Raw genomic sequence first — 19,548 nt, 5'->3', positions numbered from 1 at the left:
ATAAATGAAAAGAGCCGCTCGTGCGGCTCTTTTCATTTATATAATAACTCCTTAAACACTTACGCCTCGGCAGCCACACCTACCAGGTCATGTTTCGCCAGGAACTCGGCGATCTGAACGGCATTGGTGGCAGCTCCTTTACGAAGGTTATCCGCTACGATCCACAGGTTTAATGTTTTAGGCTGAGATTCGTCACGACGAATACGGCCTACGAAAGTTTCGTCTTTTCCGTGGGCTGTCAATGGCATTGGGTACAATGCATTTTTCGGATCGTCCTGAACGATTACGCCTTCGGTTTCGGCGAGGATCTGGCGAACTTCTTCCAGGTCAAATTCATTCTCGAATTCGATGTTAACAGCCTCAGAGTGACCGCCGATCGTCGGGATACGAACAGTAGTAGCAGTTACAGCTATGCTGTCGTCGCTCATGATCTTTTTCGTCTCGTTCGTCATCTTCATTTCCTCTTTGGTATAACCATTATCGAGGAACACGTCGATGTGCGGAAGTACGTTCAGGTCGATCTGGTGCGGATATACCTTGCCTTTGCTGTGGTCGCCGGCACGCTCCGAGAACAGTTGATCTACGGCAGCTTTGCCTGTTCCAGTCACCGATTGGTAAGTGGAAACAACCACACGCTTAATTTTATATTTTTTGTGCAAAGGATTCAGGACCACTACCATTTGGATAGTAGAGCAGTTCGGGTTTGCAATGATTTTGTCTTCTTTCGTCAATTCGTCTGCATTAATCTCCGGAACCACCAGTTTTTTGGTAGGGTCCATACGCCATGCCGAAGAGTTATCCACCACGGTAATGCCTGCTTCTGCGAATTTCGGTGCAAGGGCCAATGAAGTACTACCGCCGGCCGAGAAGATCGCAATCTCAGGTTTGGCAGCAATCGCATCCTCGAAGCCGATCACCTTTATCTGTTTACCCTTGAATGTAACTTCCTTACCAACAGATCTTTCGGATGCAACGGCCAATAATTCCGTCACGGGGAAATTACGCTCTTCGAGCACTTTGAGGATTTCGCCGCCCACCAAACCGGTAGCGCCTACTACTGCGATTTTCATTCTTGCATTAAGATTAAAAATGGATAGAATATGATTTACTCTTTGCGAACAGCGTAAGCCGCCGTCACGAAAAGTGCCGCAAATTTACGCAGTTTTTTAGAATGATGCCGGAAAATCAACCATTAATGCATTAAAATTCAGGAAGGAACGCTTAAAGCCGACATTTCAGACCAGTTTACTAGGCTTTTAGACTTCTGAAATCATACAGCTTTCCGGGCGTAATGCAAGCATCGAGTGGAATATCAAATTCATCAATATCCTCTATTTCACTCACTTCTTCGAACATAGAAAGGCCCATTCTGATACAATCGGGGCGGGTTTGGGGTAGAAAACGATCGTAATAGCCGCCGCCGTAACCCACGCGGTAACCTTTGCTGTCAAACGCCAGGAGCGGGATGAGGACGAGGTCTATTTCTTCGGGCTGGATTTTTTGCGAAGTCAATGGATCAGGTTCCGGAATGCGCCATTGGTTAGTGACTAAATGCGTGTGGGGTGTCACAAGGAAATGCAGCATTTCCCGCGAGCCGGGAATAATGTAGGGTGCAGCGATGCGTGTTGCCGGAAACGATTTTCTTAACATATCCATAATCCCAAACGTGTCCACCTCCCGTGCATTGAGCTGCGGCAGGAAGGTATGAATCGTCGGAAACGCCTTTCCATGAAGATATTTTTCAAGATTCTGCGCAATCAGGGCATTTTTTTCAATCAGCCACTGCTCGCTGACCTCCTTTCTTTTCTGTAAAAACGCCTTCCGCAATGCAGCTTTTTTCATCCGGTACTATCGTGTTTTGGGTAGGTAAGTGGAGGAAATTTCGCCTTTTTATTCTATTGTTCGTACTTTCACGGTCTGATTTCAAAATCTTTAACTATTGTATAGAATTTAAGACATGAGCAAAATTAAAGTTGACAATCCCGTCGTAGAACTGGATGGCGATGAAATGACCCGCATCATCTGGAAGTTTATCAAAGAAAAGCTGATCCTTCCCTACATCGACGTAGATATCAAATACTATGATCTGGGCATCGAGTACCGCGACGAGACTAACGACCAGGTTACCATTGATGCTGCCAATGCCATTAAAGAGTACGGCGTAGGTATCAAATGCGCAACCATCACTCCTGATGAAGACCGCGTAAAAGAATTCAACCTGAAACAAATGTGGAAATCGCCTAACGGAACCATCCGTAACATCCTCGATGGTACTGTTTTCCGTGAGCCGATCGTCATGCAGAATGTTCCAAGATTAGTTACCAACTGGACGGCGCCGATTATCGTAGGACGTCACGCATTCGGTGACCAATACCGCGCTACCGATTTCGTAGTTCCAGGAAAAGGTAAGTTGACGATCAAATTCGAAGGTGAAGATGGACAAGTGATCGAGCACGAAGTGTACCAATACAAAGGTCCTGGTGTGGCGATGGCTATGTACAACATCGACGAGTCGATCCGCGGCTTTGCACGCTCATGCTTCAACGTGGCTTTGGACAAAGGATGGCCTCTGTATCTTTCTACCAAAAACACCATCCTTAAAAAATACGACGGCCGCTTCAAGGACATTTTCCAGGAAATATACGAAACCGAATACCAGGGAAAAGTACATTACGAGCACCGTCTGATCGACGACATGGTGGCTTCCGCATTGAAATGGGAAGGTAACTTTGTTTGGGCTTGTAAAAACTATGATGGTGACGTTCAGTCGGATACCGTTGCACAAGGTTTCGGTTCACTGGGTCTGATGACCTCAACTTTGGTTACGCCGGATGGCAAGATCATGGAAGCGGAGGCAGCGCACGGAACAGTAACCCGTCACTACCGCGAGCATCAAAAAGGAAAGCCAACTTCTACAAACCCAATCGCTTCTATCTTCGCATGGACCCGCGGTCTGGCATTCCGTGGCAAGCTTGACGGCAACCAGCCACTGATCGATTTCGCTAATGCGCTTGAAAAAGTGTGTATCGAAACTGTGGAAAGTGGGCAAATGACGAAAGATTTGGCAATCGGTCTCCACGGAAACGATGTGAAGCATGGTGAGCATTACTTGTACACAGAAGAGTTCCTGGAAGCTATCGACACCAATTTGAAGGCTGCATTAGCATAAAAGCCATATTTCTTGGTATAAAGCCACCGGTTTCGCGAGAAGCCGGTGGCTTTTTTTGTGGCGGGTACTATTTTATTATATATTACTGAAACGCGCTTAACAAACCGACCTGGTGATCAAGTTTTCTTACATAGTATCGATGCTCACAATGCTGACTGTAAATGGTTTGCACGCAGAACGCTATGTAACCGGCAGGTCGCTCATGCGTTCCGATACACTCGCTGCCGCCGACTCGGTCCAGAAAGCGACGCAAAAAGACCTGATCGACGTATTCAGGAAGTGGAAATCGAAGGACAAATCGGATTCGGTGCGCGTTCCGAAGATCAAATCGGGAAAACCGATATTCTCGCTCGTGCCTGCGGGAGGTTACACACTCTCGTCCGGGCTTACGGGCTCGCTCAACGCGAACATTGCATTCTATACCAGCAGTCCAAAAACGACCAATATTTCCAGCATTACCACTAATTTCATTTACACCGAGTACAAACAAATGACTATCCCCGTCCAGGCCAACATCTGGACGCGGAATAACGACTACAATTTTGTCGTCGACTGGCGGTTTTTCAAATACCCGCAGGATACCTATGGCCTGGGCCCGGATTCAAAACTACGCGATGCTACCGGTCTGAAATACAAGCACCTGCGCCTGCATCAAACGGTTTTGAAACGGATCGACAAATCGCTTTTTGTCGGATTGGGCTTTGCCTATGATAAAAGATGGCAGATTATGCAGTCGGATAAGGAAGAGAAGCTCAATCAGGATGTCAGGGATTATGGGTTAGGGACCAAATCGTCGTCGGTAGGGCCGCTTTTCACGTTGGCATACGACAGTCGTACCAATTCCATTAACCCTTTGAAGGGCTTTTACAGCAACGTCCAGGTCCGCCCGAATCTGAAAGCGCTGGGCAGTACCAACACCTGGCAATCCGTGGTGATCGACGTTCGCCGCTACTTCAATCTTCCAAACGGCAGCCAAAACACCCTTGCATTCTGGAACTACAACTGGCTCACCATCGGCAAGCCCCCGTACCTCGACCTTCCCGCCACGGGTTGGGATCCTACCAACAATATCGGCCGGGGCTACATCCAGGGCCGTTTCCGCAGCACCAACCTGCTTTACTTTGAATCCGAATACCGCTTTGCATTGACCAAAAACGGCCTTTTCGGCGGCGTCCTCTTCGCCAATGCGCAAAGTGTGTCTGACTGGCCTTCCAAAAGCTTCCGCAAGATCGCTCCTGCGGGCGGGTTGGGCATCCGTATCAAAGTCAACAAAACCTCAGGAGCTAATATTGCGATTGACTATGGGTTTGGTATGGATGGGTCACGGGGGTTGTTTGTGAATTTGGGGGAGGTGTTTTAAGGATAACTTAACTCTGCTATCGAGCTAATCAGTTTGACCGATTCAAGTCTACAAGCGGTTGCAAAGTCCTTAATATCATAGCTGGCCAATGCATCGATATTGTTCAACTTACAATCTGCGAGGATTAAAGCGTCGTTGGGGAGTAGGTTATACCGGGACATCATATCCAGAAACACGGGAATTATCTCTTTGCTGGAAGGAGTAATGGAAAAGATAGACAAAAATGATTCTGGATTATCCAACGACAGTGTCTCTGAGATTGCCCCGGACTCTTTGATAGATCTGGGCGATTTATGACCTTCAATCGCCAGCAAATAATAGGTGTATTCGCTTAAAACGGTATAATTTACAACAGGTTCTATTCTTGGGTGTCCCAAAAGGTGCATCAGCAAATCAGTTTTGGTTTGCTTTTTGAATTCGACAAGAATGGACTATCAATGAAAATCTTCTGAAAACTATTGCTCATGCGATTCCAAATCTCCTAAGTCAAAATTGGTTGGTTTTGATCTTTTGAGGTATTGTTGAGCAATTTTCAATCTTGATGCAGTATCTATTTCATTATGAGCTAATGGACGAATAGTCACTTCAACCAACTCATCCGTAAATGATTTGGGAAGCGATATCTTCAACTCTCCATTTTCTGGCTTTTCGATTACTATCAGCGTGTCCATCACAAATACTATTTAACGAAATATACGAATTTTTTCCTTCAATCCTCCCGCCCTTCCTTCCTGTTCGCATCCGCCATCCGCACAATCTTCGGCGAGAACTTCGCCAGTACCGTTACTAATTCGGATTGCGCCGCAATTACATCATCGATATTCTTGTAAACCATCGGCGATTCATCCAGGTCGCCGCCAATGAGCTGAATGCCATTGTCTTGCAAAATTTTATTCATCTGGCTGCGGGTAGTGGTTGTGAATGCCTTTGTGCGGGACATTACCCGCCCGGCGCCGTGCGAAGCAGAGTTCAGCGAGTCGGGGTTCGATCTGCCGCGGATTACGTAGCCGGGCTGGGCCATAGAGCCAGGGATAATGCCCAGCTCGTCGCTGCCGGCAGGCGTAGCGCCTTTTCGGTGGACGATTACCTCCCTACCATCAGCTAATTGCTCTTTCCAGGCGAAGTTGTGATGGTTTTCGATGATTTTCAAAGGCTTTTCACCTAGTGATTTGGCCATTTTGTTGTGTATTTCGTGGTGGTTGGCCGAAGCATAGTCGCCGGCCAGGTTCATCGCGATCCAGTACTCCTGTCCTTCTTCGGTGTTGAGGTCGAGCCAGGCGAGGTGGGCGGCTTGTTTAGGCAATACTGTACGCTGCATCGCCAGTTTGGAATAGTGGTTGGCGACGTTTCCGCCGAAGCCGCGGGAGCCGGAATGCGAGAGTAGTGAGAGGTATTCACCTTTTGGTAAATTCAAAAGCGGGTCGTTTTCGAATACTTCTACAATACCCCATTCTACAAAATGGTTACCGGTTCCCGAAGTGCCCAACTGGCGGTAAGCCTTGTCTTTGAGGCTGCGAATGATTTTGGTCGCTTCCCATTCAGGTTGGTCCATAACGCTCTCATCGTATTTTCTAGCCGTTTCACCACCCATGCCGAACTTCGTATTTTCGGTAAGGATCTTTTTCAGGAAATGTGGCTCGCGTTTGAGGTAGTCTGTCGGAATGTCGAACACCGACATGCACATCCGGCAGGCAATATCTACGCCCACGGCATAGGGGATAACTTTGTCCGCTTCTGTGGCCAGCACGCCGCCGATAGGTAATCCGTAGCCCTGGTGCGCATCGGGCATTAATGCGCCAGCGACTGATATGGGTAAACTAACGGCGGTTTCCATTTGCAGTAATGCGCCTTCTTCAATGTGTTCTTTGCCGAAAACAGCATAATGCAGCCTGTCCTCGCGAAGGTTGAAGGTGTTCTTTTTCTGAGGCTCCTTTTCTTCCAGAGTCAATACAGCTTCCTCATTGACAAGCAGTTCCTTGCCGTGTTCTGTCAATGTGATTTCGGTGCCGCTCTTTTTGAGGTCGTAAACCATTTGGGCGAGGTTAGTGACCTTGTTTTTAGAAAATGCATGTTTCTTTGGGGCATGTAGCATCTTGACGAGCATCAGGAAAACTTTCTCCTTCGGATACTTCGCACGCCCATGCAGGCCGTTCGCGACGCGCAGGAATGCCGCATGCAGATTTTCAGGCACATTGGCCAGAAAAATGATCTCTTCAATAGTGATTGGTGTGTCCATGGACAAATATCGTTACCAGTCTTGCGATTTCAAGCGCAGACTACCCGCCGTCTGCTCATTGACATTATGCCAATAAATCTTTCTTTACATAATACAATACAACTTCTAAAAAAGCCGTACCTTTGCGGGCAATTTGTTGATACAGTTCGCAGTACCTTCTTTAACTTAATTAAAACGTTGCAATGTCCGCAGTAGCAGAGCAAACACGGTTGTTGGCCGACCGCATCAACGCCCTCGAAGAGTCTTCGACGCTGGCGATGACCAAAATGGCCCGTGAACTGGCCGCCCAAGGCCATAAAGTAATCAGTCTGAGCGTAGGAGAGCCGGACTTCAAGACGCCCGCACACATTTGCGAGGCCGCTAAAAAAGCCATCGACGATGGTTTTCATGGTTACTCACCCGTAGCAGGTTACCCTGATCTGCGAAAGGCTATTGCTGATAAGTTAAAGCGCGACAATAATATAGATTGGAAACCCGAAAATATCGTGGTTTCGACCGGTGCCAAGCATTCACTCGCGAACGTGATCCAGGTTCTGGTAAATCCGGGCGACGAGGTGGTGATTTTTGCTCCTTACTGGGTGAGCTACTCCGAAATGGTGAAGCTGGCCGAAGGAAAGTCGGTAGTGGTGGACGGTGCTTTTGAAAACGATTTCAAGGTGACAGCGGAGCAGCTGGAAGCGGCTATTACGCCACGTACAAAAGTGGTGATGTACGCTTCGCCGAACAACCCGACAGGCGCTGTTTATTCAGAAAAAGAATTGAGAGAGATCGCGGCGGTGCTCGAAAAACACGAAGGGGTGTATGTGCTGGCCGACGAAATTTACGAATACATCAACTTTACAGAGGAGGGCCATTTCAGCATCGGTTCCATCCCTGCATTGAAAGACCGCGTGATCACCGTGAACGGTGTAGCCAAAGGTTATGCGATGACAGGCTGGCGGATCGGTTTCATCGCAGCGGCCAAATGGATCGCGGATGGTGTTGAGAAATTGCAGGGCCAGGTTACTTCGGGAACCAACTCTATCGCGCAGAAAGCGGCTACGGCGGCATTCAATGGCCCGAAAGAGCCTTCTATCGAAATGGCGAAAGCATATCACCGTCGCCGCGACCTCGTGGTAGGTTTGCTGAAAGAGATTCCCGGTTTCAAAGTGAATGTACCACAAGGCGCATTCTATGCATTCCCGGATGTGAGCTATTATTTCGGAAAATCGGACGGCGAAACGCTGATCAAAGATTCCGATGATTTCGCCAACTGGCTTTTGAACAAATCTTACGTTTCTACTGTCGCTGGTTCAGGTTTTGGAGCACCAAATTGCATCCGTATCTCGACCGCAGCTGCTGACGAAGCGCTGGAAGAAGCTGTAAAACGTATCAAAGACGCCGTAGCGACTTTGAAATAGTAAAAAATGAAATCATAAAAGCCTCATAGGTGTTACCTGTGAGGCTTTTGTGTTGTAGATAAACGACAACGCACACCATTAAATTAAAAGTAAACGGGCCGAAAGCCGATGGCCGACTGCCGACAGCCAACAATGAGCAAATATTATTTTTTAAAAGTAAAGGAAATAGAAAGGGAAACGGAGGAAGCAGCTACCATCCATTTCTGGCACCCGATCAACGAAGTCGTTCAATACCGTCCGGGGCAGTTCCTGACCTTGTTGCTGCCTTTTGAAGATAAAAAAATCAGGAGGTCGTATTCGATGTCGAGCTCTCCCTATACCGATGTGTCACTGGCGATTACCATCAAACGTGTGCCGGGCGGATATGCTTCGAACCTGCTGCTCGACACGCTGAAAGAGGGTGATGTGGTGGAAGCATTGGAACCCATGGGCCATTTCTTTCCGAAACAGGCGGATGATCAAACCCGCCAAGTCGTATTTATCGGTGCGGGAAGCGGCATTACCCCTTTGTTTTCGATTTTGAAATCCATTCTGATGGTGGAACCCGAAAGTGAAGTGTTCCTGATTTATGGAAGCCGAAAGGAGGACAGCATTATTTTCCGGGACAAAATTGTCGCTCTTCAGGGGAAATATGGCAATCGCTTCACGGTCGTTCATACATTAAGCCAACCGGAAGAAGGCTGGGAAGGCGAAACCGGGCGATTGAATAAAAGCCATGTATTGAAAATCATCGAAAAGTTTCCAACGCTGGACAAAAAGGAAGCGGAATACTTCCTATGCGGTCCTGATGACATGATGGAGGAGGCGCATCGTGCACTTTCGATCCTGGCGGTGCCCGACGGCAAAATCCGGAAAGAAAGCTTTATCACAGCTACCGCGGCCAAACCGGGTGAGGTAACACTGGAGCCGGAAGGTGATGACGACGATTCGCCGAAAACCCGGGAGATCACCTTGTTTTATGAAGGTACGGAATATAAGCTGCCTGTAAAGCCGCATGAGACGGTGCTCGAAGCAGCATTGAATATGGATATCGATCTACCCTATTCTTGTCAGGCTGGCATGTGCACCGCTTGTATGGGCCGTTGTACGTCCGGAAAAGTGCAAATGGATGAGGAGGACGCGCTTTCGCAGGCCGAAATCAATGAAGGTTTCATCCTCACATGCGTAACGCACCCGATGAGCGATGATGTGGTGATCGAGGTGGAGTGATATATTGGTAACGTATATCAATGAAAAGGGCAGCGACCGAATCGCTGCCCTTTTCTGCTAATCTCTGGGGTCTTTTTTGGGTGGAAGTGGCGGTTTCGGCGCTGGTGCGGGTTTGGCTATCTTCGCGGGGCGCGCTGGGACCGGAGTGGGTGGGGGAGGGGCCAAAGCCCGGACACTACGGGCTCCACGTGCACGGCCAGCAATGCGCGGAGAGCCGACGCCTTGTATTTTTTGGTAACTCAATGTTTCCAGCCCGATTTTACCGCCGATTTCACTGATCTTGTAGTTCACTTCCTCTATTTCCCGATCTAGTTTTCTTTCTGGCTCTTCCGCTTTAAAAGCCTCTTTTCGTGCATTGGAAATCTGGTTGTTCAGGTCAGCAATAGCTTGTTCCTGCATCTTGATCTGCTGTTCGAAATCTGCCAGTTGCTTGTCCAGTTCCGAATCGCTGAGTTTCGAGTCCTTTGCATCCTGATTAAAAATAACAGATCTTTTTTCCATCAGATCCATCCGCAGTTCCGCCGCCCGCTGCTTTTTCCATTCAATTTTCTGAATTTCCCGCTCGAAACGTTCGGTTTCAAATCTGTATTTTTCCCGTTCCAGGTGTAAGTCTTCCAGTCGTTGATGCAGAGGTTTTAATTCTTCATGCATCGCGCGGATTTTTTGGTTGATTTCCCACATCTTCCGATCCAGGGTATCATTGCCTGTTTGCCCGAACTCCATTTCAGGTGCTTCAATATCGATGTGCATATCGGCCAGTTGCACTTCGATATCCTCATCGATTTCCTCTGCGACAGCTACTTCCATCATTTCCTCCATTTTACGTTCCGTGAGAACATCTGTTTTTACCGGCTTCCGCTTTTTAGTGGTCATATGCTTGGCGGCCTTCTTTTCTTTGTCTTTCTCCACTTTCTGAGCCACCGCATAAGCTGAAATACCAATCACCAACCCAATAGCAAAGATCATGGCCGGTAGGCTCGAAAACGTACGGACCGGTTTTGGATTTAAACCTAAAACACGCTGTACACGGTGCAGGAGCAATGGTTTTTTGGAGGCAAAAGCCATAGCGAGCCCGGGTGTGGCCTGCCATTCCGCGACTTTTACAAGGGCATGCGCCAGGGACATTTTATCTCCGCAAACAGCCAATGCAATGTCGTCGCAGCAATGCTCGCGTTCTGCACGCACTTTTTCGGATAGCCACCAAATAGCCGGATGGAAGAAAAAGATCACTTCTACAAATGATTGCAGCATGTTGATCAGGTAATCGTTCCTGCGGATATGCGCCAGCTCATGCGCGAGGATGGCTTCGACCTGTGCTGTGGAAAACCCGGAAAGCAAGCCGATCGGGATTAATACCACCGGGCTGAATGTTCCTATTACCATAGGCGTAAGGACTTTGGCAGTTTCACGAAATTCCACGGCTTTGGAGATATTCATTTTCGCAATGATCACCCCGAATCGCGCACGCCACTCCTTATCCATTACGATTTTGGCATTGATCCGAAGCCTTTCCGTGAATATCCAGCCTCCGGCGAAGCGCATGAGGAGAATGCCGGAGCCAATGAGCCAGCAAATGACCAACTCGTGCAAATGGGCAGTAAGCCACATTTGTATTTTAAATGTGATGGGCAAGTCCCGCGAAACTTCCGACCAGGTGCGGGATGCGGACAATGAGGTGTAGCGCGCCAAAGCCTTTGCGTTAGAAACGGCGCTGATGGTTTTAGGATAGCAATAAATAAATGTTCCGACGGAAGCGACGACCTGCGCGAAAAGAAAGCCAACACCCGTCAGGTAGCGCGTATTGGCTGACTTTTTTCTCAAAAAATAGAATGCGGCAACGCCGACCAGCATCAGCAGTGTTCCCTGCCAGATGGAATGAATGAGCGTCCAGCCAAATGCGGAAACGGCCGGACCGGGTAACAGATTTGAGAAAAATTTCATGGCTAACGATTGTTTTCCAGGTTATTTAATAACTCGCGAATTTCATCCAGTTCTTCCTTGGAGGTGGTGTAATTCCCCAGCGCCTGCATAACCATCTGCGCCGCGGACCCCTGAAAAAGGGTTTCAACCATTTTACCTACCAAATTTTGCTGCGTCTCCTCCTTGCCGAGAAGCGCCACGTAAATGTGCGATCGTCCTTGCTCCGTGCGGTAAAGCAGCCCTTTGTCATGCATGATCTGCATGAGTTTCAAAGTCGTGGTATAGCCAACGTCTTTGGTTTCGGAAAGGGCATCGTGCACGGCACGGACGGTACTGGGGCCTGCCTGCCATAGGTAGTTCAGAATTTCCAGTTCAGAGTCGGTGGGCTTGATATACATGATATTTTGGATTACGACAATCTTCGTATCAAATGTCTACGAAAAAAATCGTACTTGCAAGGCCTAACTACGATTTTTTTCGTAATTAGCTTTCCCTCGCTGTTAAGTAGTTGTATTTGAAAAAGTTGCGGCACAAAAAAAGTCCAGCAGAGCCGCTGGACTTTGGAATATCGAATGGTGAATTCTACACGTAAGTGTTCAGCATAACCGGCATCACGAGCATCAGAATGTCCTCATTTTCTTCCTGGTCGACCGGTATAATAAGGCCGGCGCGGTTCGGAGCGGATAATTCGAAGGTGATGGTTTTGCTGGAAAGGTTACCGAGTACTTCAATCAGGAATTTAGCATTGAAACCAATCTCCATATCGTCGCCATTGTATTCACACATCAGGCGCTCGTTGGCTTCGTTGGAGTAATCGAGGTCTTCGGCAGAGATTACCAGGTCGTTCAGCGCCATTTTCATGCGTACCTGATGGGTTGTCCTGTTGGAATAGATCGAAATACGTCTCAGGGAGCTGAGGATTTCCAGTCTGTTAATGGTAAGCGTGTTCGGATTGTTGGTCGGGATCGCGTTTTCGTAATCCGGGAAACGCTCGTCGATCAAACGGCAGATCATGCGGATATTGCCAAAGCTGAAAAATGCATTGGAAGAGGTGAATTCCGCTTTTACGGGGACATCCTCGGACGGCAGACAGCTTTTCAACAAGTTCAATGCTTTCCGTTGAATGATCATCGAAGTATCGACGTCCGATTTGATGTCGGTACGGCGATACCGCACCAGGCGGTGGCCGTCGGTAGCAACGAAAGTCGCACTCTCTGCACCCATTTGAACAAAAACCCCTGTCATAGCGGGGCGAAGATCGTCGGTGCTGGTTGCAAACAATGTGTTCGAAATAGCCGCACCCAACGCGGTGGAGGAGAAGTCAACGGACTGGCCGCGGTTCACAACCGGTGTTTTTGGGAAATCGATCGGGTTTTCGCCCGAAAGTTTATAACGGCCGTTATCGGAAATAATCTCGGTTCCAAATGTTTCACCATTCACCTGCAAGGTAATCGGTTGCTCGGGCAGGCCACGGAGGGTGTCGAGCAGCAACTTTGCGGGAATGGCAATGGCGCCCTTCTCGGACGATTCCACTTCAATTTCCGTAATCATTACGGTTTGAAGGTCGGACGCAGTCACGGTCAATGAATTTCCCTCCAGTGTAAGCAGGAAATTTTCAAGGATTGGCACAATTGGGTTCGTTGAAACGACACCGTTTATAGCGGATAGCTGTTTAAGTAGAACTGATGACGAAACGACAAACTTCATAATTCGTGACGTAAGTGTTTAGTTGATAGATTTATATGCGGAAGATTCCGGAAAAACTTTTTTGTAGGGAACAAAAGTATAAAAAATTACGGAAGCTCCGAGCCGGTTACTAACCAAATTTTCGGATTCTAAGATAATATCTGAGTGCCCCGAAAATACCAAGTAATACTACCGGAAGCAGCAAATTCAGCGCCTGCCAGAACTTCCGGTCCTCCTGGATCTTTATTTTATCCAAAGCACGGATCGCGATCTGTTTGCCGCGGGCATTGATCAAACCGTTCGCGTCGGTCATGTAATCCAAGGCGTGGAGCACGAAATCCTTATTGCCGAAGGTCTGCTTGGTTACCCGGTCGTAACCGAGTGGTAATGGTGCATTCCTTTTATAATCATAATCGTTCACAATCAGGTCGCCGTCAGAGCAGATGATCAACTTTCCGGCGCTGCCGCTCGCTTTGAACTTCGCTGCCCGCGGATCACCGGGCAGAATGCGGTTTTGAAAGAGCGACGTGAATGATCCTTCGAGCAAGACGCCGGCCAACTTGATACCCGAGCGATATTCCGACGGCTGAGGGTCCTTACGTGCCTCATTATAGCCTACCAGCACAGGCGCATTCACGAGCTGCGTATAAGGCGAGGTCATCAGCAAAGGGGTTTTGGTAATGCCGGCGGCCCCTCCGACAGTGTCGATTGAACTTAAAAATCTCGTGTAGACCGCATTCAGGTTGCGGGTCACGGTATGCTGTCCAAAATTATTCAGTAGCGGAAAAAACCGCCATGGCATTGGACGGATCTCCGGGTTATCACCCACATTACCCACATTCAGCAGGATTTGCGCGCAGTTCAGGTCTTTAACCAGGTTGGTATTTAATCTGACACCCCATTTAAAAAACAGGTCGCCGAGATTGAGATCGAGCGGTTGCGCATAATTGCCATCCAGGCTTACGCTGTCTACGCGGGCTCCGTCCACAAAGAACAGCGCCCTACCGCCGCCCACTATATATTGATCGAGCTTATATTTCTCGTCGTCTGAAAATGCGCTGTCGGGTTTCATCACGATCAACGCGTCCAGGCCTTCGTACGATTCCGGATTGTTCATATCCAGAAAAACGTCGTAGCTCTGCTGGATCGTAGCGATAATGTCGCTCAGGCGGGCGGGGGAAATTTTAGTATGACTTACTACGAAACCTACTTTTTTGCGCTGAGGATTCGCCAGTACGCGAATAGCCGATGCCAATTCAAATTCCACGCCTTCGTAGGATTGGTTCAGCTGTTCCTCCGGCGAGCTCGCTTTATTCCCTTTTAATAACTGGACAGGAACCGAAAGTGTATCGGCCTGAACGATAACACCGGGGAAAATGATTTTTTCAGTGCGCTTACCATCTTCATTTGCAAATACATTGGTAGGATTGAGCCCCCGGTCGATGAGGCTCATATATTGTTTCTGACGCTGTTCTTCGCTGGTGGCTTCCGACGGATCGGAATAGTTGACGATCAGGTGACCGTTGGCGTAGGTTTTAAATTCTTCCAAAGTTTCCCGCGTGGCGCTTTCGAGACGTTCGAAGCCGGCCGGAAAATCACCTGAGAGATACACATTCACAACCACATCGTTTTCCAGGTTTCCCAGAAGCTGTTTGGTGGCATCCGATATGCTGTACCTTTTATCTTCGGTCAGGTCCCATCTGAAAAAGAACGACGAAGCCAGCCAGTTGATCCCGGCCAGGACCACCACGAGCAATACAAACCGGGTAATGGTATTTTTCATTAGCACAAGGCTGGTTTTTAAACGGAAAATGGACGATTCAGACGAACCGTCCATTCCTGCAAAAATATAAAAAACCGAAAATCAATCGGGTTTTATTGCCCGGTTCGCGGATGTTATTTCTTTTTATAGGTACAAGCTGAGTTGTCGGCAGCGACGTAATAGGATTTATAGTTGCTGGCTTTCGGGTCCATACAGCCTTTCAGATTCAGTAATTGAATGTTCCGGAAGTCGATCGGGTGGCTTTCTGCCTGTAATGCGATGTAACCGCTACCCAGCTTTGTGCCGTCCTTCTTGATCCATTCAGATTCACTACCCACTTTCCCATCCTTGAAAGTATGGTTCTTGCCCACGTAGCCTCCTCCTATACGCGGATTGGTGTACACGAGGACAGTATCGCCTCCTATCAAATGGTAAACGATCGAATCGCCGAGTACAATCGCTTCGGCATCCACCCACTGGTCGCCATTGTATGTTTTGGAAGAGGAGTTAATGCAATGTGCCTCGGCCAGTTTGCCGTCGATATCGACAATTGTTCCGGGCGTGCACAGGTTACCCGTGTTGCGCTCGCCTGCATTGAGGCCGCCCAGGTATTGCATTTCCAGCGAGATCGGGAAATCCTGGTCGAGGCCAAGGCTAGCCGCCGACTGCGAATGCAGCATAATGCCGCTGTTGCGCACATTCCATGAAGCCCCGCCAGGTACCTGGTTGCCCGTGAAGCGGTATTGCAACCTGATTTTATAATGCGAATAAGGCTTGTTATAGTACATATGCCCATATTCCGTTGTGAATTTATCGTACTCCTTATAATTCACACGGATCATATTGTCCTCGACTAGGAAGGTGTTTTTGTAATTGTCGTTGACCTTATGGCCGGCAATTTTAACATCCCAGCCCGTAAGGTCCTTGCCGTTGAAGAGGGATTGCCATTCCTCTTTGTCGGCAGGTTTTTGGGCGTTGACAGAAATTGAGACAGATAATGTTAGTAATAGGAAGCTTAGTTTTTTGATCATTGGTGCTTTGTTTATTTTAGCGCCACGAAGACACGAATTTTCACTAAGGCTTTTCGTGTTTTATTCGTGCCTTCGTGGCATTAAAAATTAAAGGACAAGTCGCTTGTATTCTAACTTCCCTCTCCCAAAATTCACCAATAGTCCCAGTTTATTCCCCGAAACTTTCAAGTAATTCAAAGTCTGCGCAATGTGCTCGTCGGTCAAATAGGTAACACATTTAATTTCCAAGATGATCTTATCTAACACAACGAAGTCTGCGAAAAACTTATGAGGGAGTAAAATGCCTTTAAAGAAAACAGGATACTCTTTCTCTCTCTCGTAACGGATGCATCCTTGCCGAAAGAGTATTTCCAGGGCATCCTTGTAAACGATTTCAAGAAATCCGTGACCCAGCTCTCTGTGTACCTCAATGCATTTACCAATAATGGAGTACGATTCTTCTTTGTAGATGATTTCCATGTCAAACAAGTTTGATTGTCCTGTTTAGACGTAAAAAATCAAAAAAGTAACAACTACCGCCTCCGCCGCTTAGGCTTCGGCGAGCTGTCCCCGCTTCCACCACCACTGCTGCGTTTCACCCTGCCTGAGCCACGCGGCTCCTTCGGCTTGCGGTCGCGTGGCCTTCTGTCGTTATCCCTGCTGAATCCGGGCCTGCTGAATTCGCTTCTACGGCCAGGTTTTGTACCTGCGAGGTATAAGTCCATGCTGCGGCGCGCGAGGTTGGTTTCCTTTACTTTTACCTTCACCGCATCGCCAAATGCATATATTTTCTTGGTATGCTGGCCTATTACGCGGTAATTGTCCTTGTCGAGCTCGTAATAGTCGTCGCCAAGGTCGGTCATACGGATGAGGCCTTCCGAAGCGGTTTCCGTGATTTCAACAAAAATGCCGAATTCGGTCACGCCGGTAATGATGCCGTCGAATTCCTTCTCGGGATCCATCATGCTCATGTACTCGACCTGCTTATACTTAATGGATGCCCTTTCGGCCTCCGCAGCAAGCCGCTCGCGTTCCGACGAGTGCTTCGAAGCAAGTTCGTAGGTTTCGCTGTCCATGCTGGCTCCGCCGTCCAGATAATGCTGCAAGAGCCTGTGTGCCATCACGTCGGGATAGCGGCGAATAGGCGAGGTAAAATGCGAGTACCGCCTGAAAGCCAGACCAAAGTGGCCAAGATCAGCGGTGCTATACCGCGCTTTGGCCATGGTGCGCACAGCCAGCGATTCGATCAGGTTTTGCTCTGGCTTGCCTTCCACTTTCGCGAGCATGGCATTCATCGACTTGGCGATTTGACCTTCTTCTTCCACTTCCAGTTTCAGACCCAGTTTCGCTACAAAATTCGCAAAGGTTTGCAAGCGGTCCGGATCGGGCGCTTCGTGGACGCGGTACACCATTGTGTTTTTGTCTTCACCTTTGGATAGTGAGTACACATATTCAGCCACGCGCTTGTTGGCGAGCAACATAAACTCCTCGATCAGCTTGTTGGAATCGTGCCGTTCTTTGGTATAAATGCCCAGTGGCCGTCCATCCGGGTCGAGGCGGAAGCGTACTTCCGGCGTTTCGAAGTTGATAGCGCCTTTTTTGAAGCGTTCTTTCCGGAAAATCTTCGCCAGTTTGTTCAGCGTATCCAGCTCCTTTGGGAAATCACCTTCGCCCGAATCGAGCACGGCCTGTGCTTCTTCGTAGGTAAAGCGGCGGTCGGAATGGATCACCGTTCTTCCAAACCACTCTTTCAGCAATTTTCCTTTGGAAGTAATCTCAAAAATAGCCGAAAACGCCAGCCTGTCCTCATTCGGGCGCAGCGAGCAAAGGTTATTCGAAAGCTTTTCGGGCAGCATAGGTACTGTCCTATCCACAAGATAAACGGACGTAGCACGGCGGAATGCCTCTTTTTCCAGTTCGGTACCAGGCAGCACATAATGCGACACATCGGCAATGTGCACCCCCACTTCCACTACATCTCCGTCCAGGTACCTTACCGACAACGCATCGTCAAAGTCCTTCGCATCGACGGGGTCAATGGTGAACGTCAGCACGTCGCGGATATCGCGGCGTTTGGCAATATCCTTCTTGGCAATCTTATCGGGTATCTTCTGGGCCTCTGCTTCCACACTTTCAGGGAAGTGGTACGGTAGTCCGAACTCGGCCAGGATTGCGTGCATTTCCACGTCATTGTTACCCGCTTTTCCAAGTACGGACACGATTTCGCCCTCGGCCTGACTTCTGCGGGTAGGCCATTCCTTTACCTTGACAATGACTTTATCGCCGTGGTGGGCCTCGCCTACCTCGTCCGGTTCCAGGAAAATCGGGTCGAACAGCTTTTTGTTATCCGGCTGAACAACCGCAAAGCGCGGGTTTATCTCGATAATTCCCACAATTTCAGCATTCGAACGCTCCACAATTTCGGTAACGCGACCTTCGGTGCGGTTCCGGCCCGAATCATCGCGCATCTTCATATTCCGCATATTCTTTGAAAGCGGCTGTATTTGAACGATATCGCCGTCCCAGGCGCCATTCAGCAGTTCTGCATCCACATAAATGTCATCGTCGCGACCGTCAATGATCACAAACGCGAACCCTTTGTTGACACGGTCGACACGGCCGGTCAGTCCTGCGGGCTTTGTTTTAAGCGGAACCGCGGCATAGGTGCCATTTTTGTGGTACACCAGCCTGCCATCCTGTTCCAACTCGTGCAATATCTCGTTGAATAGCACCCTTACTTTTTTATCGTGTACCCCAAAATGGTCATGCACATCAAAAGGCCGGAATGCGTGTTCGCTGTTCAGGTCGAAGAATGCGGCAATATCCGCCTTTAAATTATCTATGTAAGAAACAATATGATGAGGTGTGGAAGCCTCCCTTTTTTCAGGTTGCAGTTTCTTTTTATTCTTTTTTTCTCTCATGTATTCAATATTATTCAACCCGCAGGATATTTACCTCGGGTATTTGGTCAAAGCAATGTAGCCGAAGATACAATTGTGCCAGCACGACTACGTCCTCTCTGCAATATCGGGAAATTTTAGCCAGATCATTTTCCTCGTAGTAAACCTTTGTTACCTGGTCGCCGCTCATTTCGTTTTTGCTTCCGGGAATATCAAAAACGGCAGCCAGCAGATCGAGCGAAGTGTAACTTTTGTAATCGCCGAATTTCCAAAGATCCATCGTATCCTGGTGGAGAAGCTCCCAGGGTTTTTTACCCGTGATCTGTAATGCTTTGGGGATTTCAATGCGGTGAATCAGCATCCGTCGGCAAATGAACGGGAAGTCGAATTCTTTGCCATTATGGGCGCAGAGGATCAGCTGTTCGGCGGGATATTTTTCAACCAGCGCCTTGAATTGCAGCAGCAACTGAACTTCATCGTTTCCGGCGAAGCTACTCACTTTAAACGCAATCTCGTCTTTTTCGTTCCAATAGTAGGCGCCAAAGGCAATGCAGATGATCTTTCCAAACTCCGCATAAATCGCACCGCGGTCGTAGAAGTAGTCGGCATTGCTGATGGTATCGTCGCCTTTTTTGAGCGTGAGGGCCTTTTTATCCCAGAGCTTCTGCATTCGCTCGGGGAGCTCGTCATAACTTGGGTGGGAGCAGACAGTCTCAATGTCGAGCAGCAAAAAGTTTTTAGCGCGGCGTTTAAATTCTTCTGTCATAGTGTGGTGCGGTTAAATGTCAGTGGTGTCCGGTATTGTCAGTTGTCGTCAGAAGTTGTTATTTACAGGCAGAAGATTCAAGGATTTGAAAAAAGTAATGTCGTTGATTTTCAATATGAGTGAAAATGTC

The 19,548-nt window shown here is 48.4% G+C and carries 17 protein-coding genes; 4 read left to right on the top strand and 13 right to left on the bottom strand.

All coding sequences use genetic code 11. The features are described 5' to 3' along the window. Nucleotides 1-59: 59 nt before the first annotated feature. Both AAHB90_RS19635 and AAHB90_RS19630 read right to left on the bottom strand, forming a co-directional pair. Nucleotides 60-1,070, bottom strand: coding sequence for an aspartate-semialdehyde dehydrogenase (locus AAHB90_RS19635; RefSeq protein ID WP_342086901.1), 1,011 nt, complete (start codon nucleotides 1,068-1,070; stop codon nucleotides 60-62). Nucleotides 1,071-1,248: 178 nt separating this feature from the next. Continuing rightward, on the bottom strand, nucleotides 1,249-1,842 hold the full coding sequence (locus AAHB90_RS19630; RefSeq protein WP_342086900.1) for a 5-formyltetrahydrofolate cyclo-ligase: 594 nt from the start codon (nucleotides 1,840-1,842) through the stop codon (nucleotides 1,249-1,251). Nucleotides 1,843-1,957: 115 nt separating this feature from the next. On the opposite strand from AAHB90_RS19630, the gene AAHB90_RS19625 reads away from it, so the two are divergent. Together AAHB90_RS19625 and AAHB90_RS19620 are read left to right on the top strand one after the other, a co-directional pair. Further along, nucleotides 1,958-3,169, top strand: coding sequence for an NADP-dependent isocitrate dehydrogenase (locus AAHB90_RS19625; RefSeq protein ID WP_342086899.1), 1,212 nt, complete (start codon nucleotides 1,958-1,960; stop codon nucleotides 3,167-3,169). A 112-nt stretch (nucleotides 3,170-3,281) separates the two neighbouring features. Then, nucleotides 3,282-4,529, top strand: coding sequence for a BamA/TamA family outer membrane protein (locus tag AAHB90_RS19620; RefSeq protein ID WP_342086898.1), 1,248 nt, complete (start codon nucleotides 3,282-3,284; stop codon nucleotides 4,527-4,529). Here AAHB90_RS19620 and AAHB90_RS19615 read toward each other — a convergent pair. The 3 genes from AAHB90_RS19615 to AAHB90_RS19605 form a co-directional block, all read right to left on the bottom strand. Further along, nucleotides 4,526-4,915 (bottom strand): PIN domain-containing protein, encoded by a 390-nt coding sequence (locus AAHB90_RS19615; RefSeq protein WP_342086897.1) that lies wholly within the window; start codon nucleotides 4,913-4,915, stop codon nucleotides 4,526-4,528. The two genes, AAHB90_RS19620 and AAHB90_RS19615, sit on opposite strands and share 4 nt — an antisense overlap. A 69-nt stretch (nucleotides 4,916-4,984) precedes the next feature. Beyond that, complete coding sequence (locus tag AAHB90_RS19610) at nucleotides 4,985-5,200, bottom strand: hypothetical protein (RefSeq protein ID WP_342086896.1); 216 nt, start codon at nucleotides 5,198-5,200, stop codon at nucleotides 4,985-4,987. Nucleotides 5,201-5,238: 38 nt separating this feature from the next. Continuing rightward, on the bottom strand, nucleotides 5,239-6,765 hold the full coding sequence (locus AAHB90_RS19605; protein ID WP_342086895.1) for an RtcB family protein: 1,527 nt from the start codon (nucleotides 6,763-6,765) through the stop codon (nucleotides 5,239-5,241). Between the two features lie 182 nt (nucleotides 6,766-6,947). Between AAHB90_RS19605 and AAHB90_RS19600 the strand changes: the two genes are divergently transcribed. Both AAHB90_RS19600 and AAHB90_RS19595 read left to right on the top strand, forming a co-directional pair. Then, the gene (locus AAHB90_RS19600; RefSeq protein ID WP_342086894.1) at nucleotides 6,948-8,165 is read left to right on the top strand and encodes a pyridoxal phosphate-dependent aminotransferase; all 1,218 of its coding nucleotides are present in this window, start codon (nucleotides 6,948-6,950) and stop codon (nucleotides 8,163-8,165) included. 132 nt (nucleotides 8,166-8,297) lie between these two features. Then, nucleotides 8,298-9,374 carry a ferredoxin--NADP reductase gene (locus tag AAHB90_RS19595; protein WP_342086893.1) on the top strand — a complete coding sequence of 359 codons (1,077 nt, stop codon included), beginning with the start codon at nucleotides 8,298-8,300 and terminating at the stop codon, nucleotides 9,372-9,374. A gap of 57 nt (nucleotides 9,375-9,431) precedes the next feature. Here AAHB90_RS19595 and AAHB90_RS19590 read toward each other — a convergent pair whose 3' ends face one another. The 8 genes from AAHB90_RS19590 to AAHB90_RS19555 all read right to left on the bottom strand — a co-directional run bounded on the left by AAHB90_RS19590 (nucleotide 9,432) and on the right by AAHB90_RS19555 (nucleotide 19,418). Beyond that, nucleotides 9,432-11,315 (bottom strand): M56 family metallopeptidase, encoded by a 1,884-nt coding sequence (locus AAHB90_RS19590; RefSeq protein WP_342086891.1) that lies wholly within the window; start codon nucleotides 11,313-11,315, stop codon nucleotides 9,432-9,434. Nucleotides 11,316-11,317: 2 nt separating this feature from the next. Further along, nucleotides 11,318-11,692 carry a BlaI/MecI/CopY family transcriptional regulator gene (locus AAHB90_RS19585; protein ID WP_342086890.1) on the bottom strand — a complete coding sequence of 125 codons (375 nt, stop codon included), beginning with the start codon at nucleotides 11,690-11,692 and terminating at the stop codon, nucleotides 11,318-11,320. A 184-nt stretch (nucleotides 11,693-11,876) separates the two neighbouring features. Continuing rightward, nucleotides 11,877-13,001 carry a DNA polymerase III subunit beta gene (gene dnaN, locus AAHB90_RS19580; RefSeq protein ID WP_342086889.1) on the bottom strand — a complete coding sequence of 375 codons (1,125 nt, stop codon included), beginning with the start codon at nucleotides 12,999-13,001 and terminating at the stop codon, nucleotides 11,877-11,879. Between the two features lie 109 nt (nucleotides 13,002-13,110). Continuing rightward, on the bottom strand, nucleotides 13,111-14,763 hold the full coding sequence (gene gldG, locus AAHB90_RS19575) for a gliding motility-associated ABC transporter substrate-binding protein GldG (RefSeq protein WP_342086888.1): 1,653 nt from the start codon (nucleotides 14,761-14,763) through the stop codon (nucleotides 13,111-13,113). A 113-nt stretch (nucleotides 14,764-14,876) separates the two neighbouring features. Continuing rightward, nucleotides 14,877-15,773, bottom strand: a complete 897-nt coding sequence (locus AAHB90_RS19570) for a 3-keto-disaccharide hydrolase (protein ID WP_342086887.1) — start codon at nucleotides 15,771-15,773, stop codon at nucleotides 14,877-14,879. An 87-nt stretch (nucleotides 15,774-15,860) separates the two neighbouring features. Next, nucleotides 15,861-16,232: a GxxExxY protein gene (locus AAHB90_RS19565; RefSeq protein WP_342086886.1), complete on the bottom strand. Its 372-nt coding sequence runs from the start codon at nucleotides 16,230-16,232 to the stop codon at nucleotides 15,861-15,863. Between the two features lie 53 nt (nucleotides 16,233-16,285). Continuing rightward, the gene (gene rnr, locus AAHB90_RS19560; protein WP_342086885.1) at nucleotides 16,286-18,673 is read right to left on the bottom strand and encodes a ribonuclease R; all 2,388 of its coding nucleotides are present in this window, start codon (nucleotides 18,671-18,673) and stop codon (nucleotides 16,286-16,288) included. A gap of 10 nt (nucleotides 18,674-18,683) precedes the next feature. Continuing rightward, nucleotides 18,684-19,418, bottom strand: a complete 735-nt coding sequence (locus AAHB90_RS19555) for a 3'-5' exonuclease (RefSeq protein WP_342086884.1) — start codon at nucleotides 19,416-19,418, stop codon at nucleotides 18,684-18,686. Nucleotides 19,419-19,548: the final 130 nt, after the last annotated feature.

It is taken from the genome of Dyadobacter sp. OTU695, from assembly GCF_038440355.1.
Classification (GTDB): Bacteria; Bacteroidota; Bacteroidia; order Cytophagales; family Spirosomataceae; genus Dyadobacter.
This window is presented reverse-complemented; position numbering and strand designations above follow the sequence as displayed.

Bases quoted from the DNA above. Each gene is read 5' to 3' on its own strand.
- rnr (WP_342086885.1), bottom strand. From the start codon at position 18,673: ATGAGAGAAAAAAAGAATAAAAAGAAACTGCAACCTGAAAAAAGGGAG.
- dnaN (WP_342086889.1), bottom strand. From the start codon at position 13,001: ATGAAGTTTGTCGTTTCGTCATCAGTTCTACTTAAACAGCTATCCGCT.
- AAHB90_RS19590 (WP_342086891.1), bottom strand. From the start codon at position 11,315: ATGAAATTTTTCTCAAATCTGTTACCCGGTCCGGCCGTTTCCGCATTT.
- AAHB90_RS19600 (WP_342086894.1), top strand. From the start codon at position 6,948: ATGTCCGCAGTAGCAGAGCAAACACGGTTGTTGGCCGACCGCATCAAC.
- AAHB90_RS19615 (WP_342086897.1), bottom strand. From the start codon at position 4,915: ATGCACCTTTTGGGACACCCAAGAATAGAACCTGTTGTAAATTATACC.
- gldG (WP_342086888.1), bottom strand. From the start codon at position 14,763: ATGAAAAATACCATTACCCGGTTTGTATTGCTCGTGGTGGTCCTGGCC.
- AAHB90_RS19630 (WP_342086900.1), bottom strand. From the start codon at position 1,842: ATGAAAAAAGCTGCATTGCGGAAGGCGTTTTTACAGAAAAGAAAGGAG.
- AAHB90_RS19570 (WP_342086887.1), bottom strand. From the start codon at position 15,773: ATGATCAAAAAACTAAGCTTCCTATTACTAACATTATCTGTCTCAATT.
- AAHB90_RS19555 (WP_342086884.1), bottom strand. From the start codon at position 19,418: ATGACAGAAGAATTTAAACGCCGCGCTAAAAACTTTTTGCTGCTCGAC.
- AAHB90_RS19605 (WP_342086895.1), bottom strand. From the start codon at position 6,765: ATGGACACACCAATCACTATTGAAGAGATCATTTTTCTGGCCAATGTG.
- AAHB90_RS19595 (WP_342086893.1), top strand. From the start codon at position 8,298: ATGAGCAAATATTATTTTTTAAAAGTAAAGGAAATAGAAAGGGAAACG.
- AAHB90_RS19565 (WP_342086886.1), bottom strand. From the start codon at position 16,232: ATGGAAATCATCTACAAAGAAGAATCGTACTCCATTATTGGTAAATGC.
- AAHB90_RS19610 (WP_342086896.1), bottom strand. From the start codon at position 5,200: ATGGACACGCTGATAGTAATCGAAAAGCCAGAAAATGGAGAGTTGAAG.
- AAHB90_RS19635 (WP_342086901.1), bottom strand. From the start codon at position 1,070: ATGAAAATCGCAGTAGTAGGCGCTACCGGTTTGGTGGGCGGCGAAATC.
- AAHB90_RS19625 (WP_342086899.1), top strand. From the start codon at position 1,958: ATGAGCAAAATTAAAGTTGACAATCCCGTCGTAGAACTGGATGGCGAT.
- AAHB90_RS19585 (WP_342086890.1), bottom strand. From the start codon at position 11,692: ATGTATATCAAGCCCACCGACTCTGAACTGGAAATTCTGAACTACCTA.